At 64.9% G+C, this 6,194-nt stretch carries 6 protein-coding genes; all 6 read left to right on the plus strand.

The genetic code is table 11. From position 1 onward, the window contains the following. Nucleotides 1-517 (plus strand): ShlB/FhaC/HecB family hemolysin secretion/activation protein (locus FNJ47_RS43965; protein ID WP_283811376.1); only part of this gene is annotated, 517 nt, incomplete at its 5' end. After that, nucleotides 517-2,559 (plus strand): DUF2341 domain-containing protein, encoded by a 2,043-nt coding sequence (locus FNJ47_RS43970; RefSeq protein ID WP_236000515.1) that lies wholly within the window; start codon nucleotides 517-519, stop codon nucleotides 2,557-2,559. The genes FNJ47_RS43965 and FNJ47_RS43970, both read left to right, overlap by 1 nt. A gap of 5 nt (nucleotides 2,560-2,564) precedes the next feature. Further along, the gene (locus tag FNJ47_RS43975; protein WP_092122695.1) at nucleotides 2,565-2,969 is read left to right on the plus strand and encodes an ExbD/TolR family protein; all 405 of its coding nucleotides are present in this window, start codon (nucleotides 2,565-2,567) and stop codon (nucleotides 2,967-2,969) included. A gap of 20 nt (nucleotides 2,970-2,989) precedes the next feature. Then, nucleotides 2,990-3,517 carry a hypothetical protein gene (locus FNJ47_RS43980; protein ID WP_236000516.1) on the plus strand — a complete coding sequence of 176 codons (528 nt, stop codon included), beginning with the start codon at nucleotides 2,990-2,992 and terminating at the stop codon, nucleotides 3,515-3,517. After that, nucleotides 3,514-4,326 carry a TonB C-terminal domain-containing protein gene (locus FNJ47_RS43985; RefSeq protein WP_236000517.1) on the plus strand — a complete coding sequence of 271 codons (813 nt, stop codon included), beginning with the start codon at nucleotides 3,514-3,516 and terminating at the stop codon, nucleotides 4,324-4,326. Before FNJ47_RS43980 ends, FNJ47_RS43985 begins: the two co-directional genes overlap by 4 nt. 60 nt (nucleotides 4,327-4,386) lie before the next feature. Continuing rightward, on the plus strand, nucleotides 4,387-6,194 hold a 1,808-nt coding region (locus FNJ47_RS43990), incomplete at its 3' end, for a putative porin (RefSeq protein ID WP_163162761.1).

Raw genomic sequence — 6,194 nt, forward strand, 5'->3', positions numbered from 1 at the left:
GCCGAGCTTCACCCACCTCAACCTCGACGTCTCGCATACCCAGGAGCTGCCCGAAGGCTTCCAGCTCTACGGCAAGGTGCAGGGGCAGATTGCCGACGGGCCGCTGGTCTCGAGCGAGCAGTTCAGCCTCGGCGGTCTCGATACCGTCCGCGGCTACCTCGAATCCGAGGTGCTCGGCGACAACGGCGCAGTCGCCAATTTCGAGCTGCGCACGCCCAATGTCGGCGGCATGCTGCAGGGCGAGCTCAAGAGCGAAACCGGCGACGGCAAGCCGCGCTTCGTCACCTTCAACGACTGGCGCTTCTTCACGTTCTTTGACGCCGGCTACGCGTCGATCCAGCAGCCGCTGGTCGATCAGCAATCGTCATTCGTCGAATGGAGCTACGGCATCGGCACGCGGTTCAAGTCCTTCGAATATTTCAACGGCATGGTCGCGCTATCCGTGCCTGGGGTTGCTCAACAATACACGCACGCAAACAGTCCGCGCGTGAACTTCCGAATTTGGGGTGAATTCTGATGGGGATGGGTCTTACTCTCGAGCGACGCACGCGCCGGCCGGCGCTGCGGCGAGGCATTGCGAAAACAGCGACGGCATTGTTGTTCGGGCTCGTCGCCCTGGCGGCGTCGTTCGCGCCGGCGAATGCCTGGTGGAACGACGAATGGTCGCTGCGCAAGAAGATCACGATCGATGCCAGCGCGTCCGGCGCCAACGTCACCGACCCGATCGGAACGACGCCCATGCTGGTCCGCCTGCATGTCGGGAATTTCCGCTTCAGCTCGGCAAAGGATGACGGCAGCGATCTGCGCTTCGTCGCCGGTGACGACAAGACGCCGCTCAAGCATCACATCGAGAAGTTCGATTCCCTGCTTGGCGAAGGCCTGGTCTGGGTCGCGGTGCCGAACCTTGCGCCGGGCGCGCGGACCGACATCTGGCTCTATTACGGCAACAAGAAAGCGCTCGCCACCAGCGATCCCAAGGGCACCTACGATCCGGATACCCTGACGGTCTATCACTTCAACGAGCGCGGCACGCCCGCGATCGATTCCTCGGTATGGGCCAACAACTCCCAGAGCGTCGGCCAGCCGGCGGACGGCTCGCTGATCGGGACCGGCTTGCGACTCGACGGCCGCGCGCCGGTGACCGTGCCGGCCTCGCCGTCGTTCACCTGGGCGGATGGCGCGGCGCTGACCTGGTCGGCCTGGATCAAGCCGGCTGCGCTGCAGCCAAATGCTGCGCTGTTCAGCCGGCGTGACGGCGCCAACGCACTGGTGATCGGTGTCGACAACGGCAGCCCGTTTGTCGAAGTCACCAGTGCGGGCTCCGTGCAGCGCTCGACCGCCGGAGCAGCGGAGGCGGCCAGCAGCTGGCATCACGTCGCGGTCGTTGCGGCAAACGGCCAGGTCACGCTCTATCTCGACGGCGTATCCTACGCCGCGCTCAGCGCAAGCCTGCCGGCTCTCAATACTGCTGGCCTGATCGGAGGGGACTCGTCGACCTCCAGCGCTTCTCCGATCGCGCCTGCGACGGCCCCGTCCGCAGCAACACCATCAGTGCCCCCTGATGCGTCGGCTGCGGACGGTGGAGCCGCGCCCGCGGCGACGCCGGAGCCAGCAGCAACGCCGGCACCGGCGCCTGTCGCCGCCATGGCCGGCTTCGTCGGCGACATCGACGAATTGCAGATCAGCAAGGTCGCGCGCTCGGCCGGACTGATCAAGGTGATGGCGATCGGGCAGGGTCCCGACCAGGCCAAGCTGATGGCCTTCAGCGTCGACGAGGAGACTGCAAGCTGGCTGTCCGGCTACTTCGCGGTGATCCTGAAGTCGGTGACGCTCGACGGCTGGGTGGTGATCGGCATTCTCCTGATCATGGCTGCGATCAGCTGGGTGGTGATGTTCGACAGAGCCTCGTATCTCAGCAAGCAGGCCAAGGCGAACGCCCAGTTCATGAAGGGCTTCCGCGAGATCGCCGCCGATCTCACCATGCTGGATCGCGGCGATGCCGACGACATCTCGACGCTGGGCGGACGTCTCACCGAAGCCGACGCCAAGATGATGCGCTCGTCCTCGCTCTATCGCATCTATCACATCGGTGCTGCGGAAATCCGCCACCGCTTCGGGGGCAGCAATTCGCAGCGCGCGCCGGTGCTGTCGGCGGTCTCGATTGCGGCGATCCGTGCGGCGCTCGATAGCGGCGTCGTCAAGGAGATGCAGCGGCTCAATCGCTTGATGGTGGTGCTCACGATCGCGATCTCGGGCGGACCGTTCCTCGGCCTGCTCGGCACCGTGGTCGGCGTCATGATCACCTTCGCGGCGATCGCGGCCAGCGGCGACGTCAACGTCAATGCGATCGCACCCGGCATCGCCGCGGCACTGGTGGCAACCGTCGCCGGTCTCGGCGTCGCGATCCCGGCGCTGTTCGGCTACAATTACCTGATCTCGCGGATCAAGGACCTGACCAACGACATTCAGGTCTTCGTCGACGAGTTCGTGACCAAGATGGCGGAATTCTATTCCGCTGATCGGCCGGACCCGATCGAACACCGCATCGCCGCGGAGTAACGGCGATGCAAATCCAGGCCGATTCCAAACCGTATGACGACATCAACATCACGCCGATGTTGGACCTCGCCTACGTGCTGCTGGTGATCTTCATCATCATGACGACGGCGACCGTGCAGGGACAGAAGGTCAATCTGCCGAAGGCCTCGGCGGCGCCGAGCCTTGCGACCCAGACCACCAAGGCGATCACGGTCGCCAATGACGGCAAGATCTTCCTCGACACCATCCCGGTGACATTGGCCGAGCTCGAGCAGCGGCTGATCCAGCAGAAGGCCCTGACGCCGGAATTTCCCGTGGTGCTGCGCGGCGATGCGCAGGCGCAATACCAGAGCGTGATGGACGTGTTCGATCTGCTCAGCCGCATCGGCCTGAGCCAAGTCGGGCTCGCCACCAAGCCGCTCGTGAAGTGAGCCAGCCGGGAAGCGACGCCATGTTCACGCAGCCAACACCCTTTCCACTTGCCGAGCGCCGGACGCTGCGGTCGTGGCTGAGCGACGTGATGCGATCATTCGATCCCGGTTGCGATCCCGGCTGCGATGTCGCAGACCGCGGCCGTGCGGTGCCGGTGGAGACGGTATCGAGTTCGGCCGGCTCCGGGCCGTCCAGTCCGACGTTGCACGAACAAGCGGCCGGCGAGGTCCTGCCGTTTCCCATCCATGGCGAGGCTCTGCTGGTCAAGCTCGCCGACGTGCTCCGGCGCCACGTCGCGGGCCGGGAGCTCGCAGACAACCCGCTGCGGCTGACGATCTCGCGGAGCCCGTGGGCCCGGCTCTCGATCGATGCGGCAGCCTATGTGGATTATCTGAGCGAGATCGGGACGTTTCAGGCCGCGATCGAAGCCGGCCCCGACACCAAGGTCATCCTGAAGACCACGGATTTCGACGCACTCGCCCGCTTCGTCACGCAATACGTCAATGAGAGGCTGGCCGAGCGCGCCTCGACGGAGGCCGCGCCATGAACGCGCCGATGCGGGACCAGAGCGCGCAGGCCGCGCGTGCCACGCCGTCCGCTGAAGATCACGATGTTGCCGTTGCTCCCGCAACCGCCACGCCGGCCCCTGCCCGCAAGTCGGCGGCCGGGAAGGGCGAGCGCAATGCGCTGCTGCGCTACGGCTCGGTGGTGGCGTTGGTCGCACTGTTCCTTGGCGGCATCGTCTATTTCTTTCTCGGCCACGACGACCTGCCGCCGCCGCGTCAGGTGCGCGATCTCACCATCGTCAACGTGACGCTGCCGCCGCCGCCTCCACCTCCGCCGCCACAGCCGCAGCCCGAGCAGAAGATGATCGAGCAGCCCAAGATGGCGGAGCCCGAGTTCAAGGAAGAGAAGCCGGTCGACAAGCCGAAGGATGAGCCCGCCAAGGACGCCAAGAACGACGAGCCGCCCGGCCCGCTGTCGCTTGATGCCAAGCCGACGGGCCCCGGCGATCTGTTTAATCTCGGCGGCAAGCCCGGCGGCAGCCCGTATGGCGGAGGCGGCGGCGGTGGCAGCCGCTGGGGTTGGTACACCACGATCATCACCTCGCAGGTCGAGGCGGCGATCCGCGCCAATCCGAAGACGCGCAACATGGCCACGCAGATCCAGGTGCGGCTGTGGGTCGATGGCTCCGGTCACGTCACCCGCGTGGTCCTGACGCCGTCCTCCGGCAATCCCGAGATCGACGCGGCGCTGCGCAACGAGGTGATCGGCAGCCTCACGCTGCGCGAACCACCACCCAAGGACATGCCGATGCCGGTGGTCACGCGCGTAACTGCGCGACGGCCGAGCTGACGATACCAACCAAACGACCAACCTTTGAACTGAAATGTGCGAGTGAGAACTGGGGGACTGATGTTTAAGAAACGAGCTCACGCAGAATGGCGCGCGTTGCCGCTTGCGGTGTCGCTGAGCGCGCTCGCCTGCGCAACGCCAGCCGTGGGCCAGACTGCGGATCAGGCCGCCGACCAGGCCCCCGCCGCCGCGGCGAAGCGGACCGATGCCAAGACCGATGTCAGGAAGCCGAAAGTGTCGAGCACCAAGCCGACATCGTCGAACGCCACCGTCAATCTCGTCAATCTGCTGGTGCAGCAGGGCGTGCTCAAGGAAGACCAGGCCCAGGCGCTGATCAAGCAGGCCGAGGACGAGGCCTATGTCTCCCGCCAGGCCGCCAAGGACGCCACGACCAAGGCCGACGACGCCACCAAGGCCGCAACCGCCGCCGCGGCGGCGGCGCAGCCGCCCGGCACCAGGCACGTCACCTACGTTCCCGAAGTCGTCAAAAGACAGTTACGGGAAGAGATTAAGCAGGAGGTGATGGCCAAGGCGCAGAAAGAGAACTGGGCGTCGCCCGGAACTTACCCGGAGTGGGCGCAACGCATCCGCTTCTACGGCGATGCGCGCGTGCGCTATCAGGGCAACTATTTTCCGACCGGCAACGACCAGGCCGGCGCCGCCAACTTCAACGCCATCAACACCGGCTCGCCGTATGACGTTTCGTTGGCCTCGAACCCTTATTTCGGACCGACCTATGATGCCACGCAGGACCGCAATCAGTTCCGGTTCCGCGGCCGGCTCGGCATGGAAGCGGACCTGCTCTACGGGTTCACGGCCGGCCTGCGCATCGCGACCGGCGAAAACAACTCACCGGTGTCGACCAACCAGACGTTTGGTGCCAGCGGGGGCAACTTCTCGAAATACTCGCTCTGGCTGGATCGCGGTTACATCAACTGGCAGGGTTGGAACGGCGATCTGAGCCTGTCCGCGGGCCGTTTCGACAACCCGTTCTGGTCGCCGACCGATCTCGTCTGGTACAGGGATCTCGGCTTCGATGGCGTCGCCGTTCAGGCCAAGCACGAGGTATGGGAAGGCTTCACGCCGTTCGCGGTGGCCGGCGCATTCCCGATCTACAACACCGATTTCAACGCCGGAATCAATCTGGGAGACCCGGTCACCGGGGCGCCGACCAAATTCGCGAGCCACGACAAGTGGATGTTCGGAGGCCAGGTCGGCTTCAATGCCCGCTTCAGCCCGGAATATGCGTTCCGCTTCGGCGTCGCCTATTACGACTTCGACAATGTGCAGGGCCAGCGCTCCGCTCCCTGCATCGTCGAGTCGGCAGTCGACGTCTGCAATACCGACATAACCCGGCCCTCCTTTGCGCAGAAGGGAAACACCTACTTCCCGCTGCGTAACATCATCGCCGATGCCCCCGGGATCGGCAACAACGGCGGCCAGAACTTTCAGTACCAGTATTTCGGACTGGTCAGCCAGTATCGCCCGGTGGTTGTCAGCGGACAGCTCGATCTCGGACATTTCCACCCGACCCACATCGTGCTCGACGGCGAGTACGTCAACAACACCGCGTTCAGCCGTTCTCTGATGAATGCCGCTGCGGCGACTTACGGCGTTCTGATGAACAACCGTGCGGCAAGCCAGGACGGCGGCAACACGCCCGGCCCGTTCAACGGCGGCAACCAGGGTTGGCTGGGCCGCGTCACCGTCGGCGACAGGGAGATCAAGCATCTCTGGGATTGGAACGTCCACGCCGGCTACAAGTACCTCGAGTCGGATGCCACCATCGATGCCTTCGCAGATTCCGACTTCGGTCTCGGCGGCACCAACCTCAAGGGCTATTTCGTCGGCGGCAATATCGGTCTCGG

The sequence above is a fragment of the Bradyrhizobium uaiense genome, from assembly GCF_010811875.1.
In the GTDB taxonomy this organism is placed as follows: Bacteria; Pseudomonadota; Alphaproteobacteria; order Rhizobiales; family Xanthobacteraceae; genus Bradyrhizobium; species Bradyrhizobium uaiense.

Excerpts from the sequence above, each read along its gene's own strand:
- FNJ47_RS43970 (WP_236000515.1), top strand. The coding sequence starts at position 517 with ATGGGGATGGGTCTTACTCTCGAGCGACGCACGCGCCGGCCGGCGCTG.
- FNJ47_RS43975 (WP_092122695.1), top strand. The coding sequence starts at position 2,565 with ATGCAAATCCAGGCCGATTCCAAACCGTATGACGACATCAACATCACG.
- FNJ47_RS43985 (WP_236000517.1), top strand. The coding sequence starts at position 3,514 with ATGAACGCGCCGATGCGGGACCAGAGCGCGCAGGCCGCGCGTGCCACG.
- FNJ47_RS43980 (WP_236000516.1), top strand. The coding sequence starts at position 2,990 with ATGTTCACGCAGCCAACACCCTTTCCACTTGCCGAGCGCCGGACGCTG.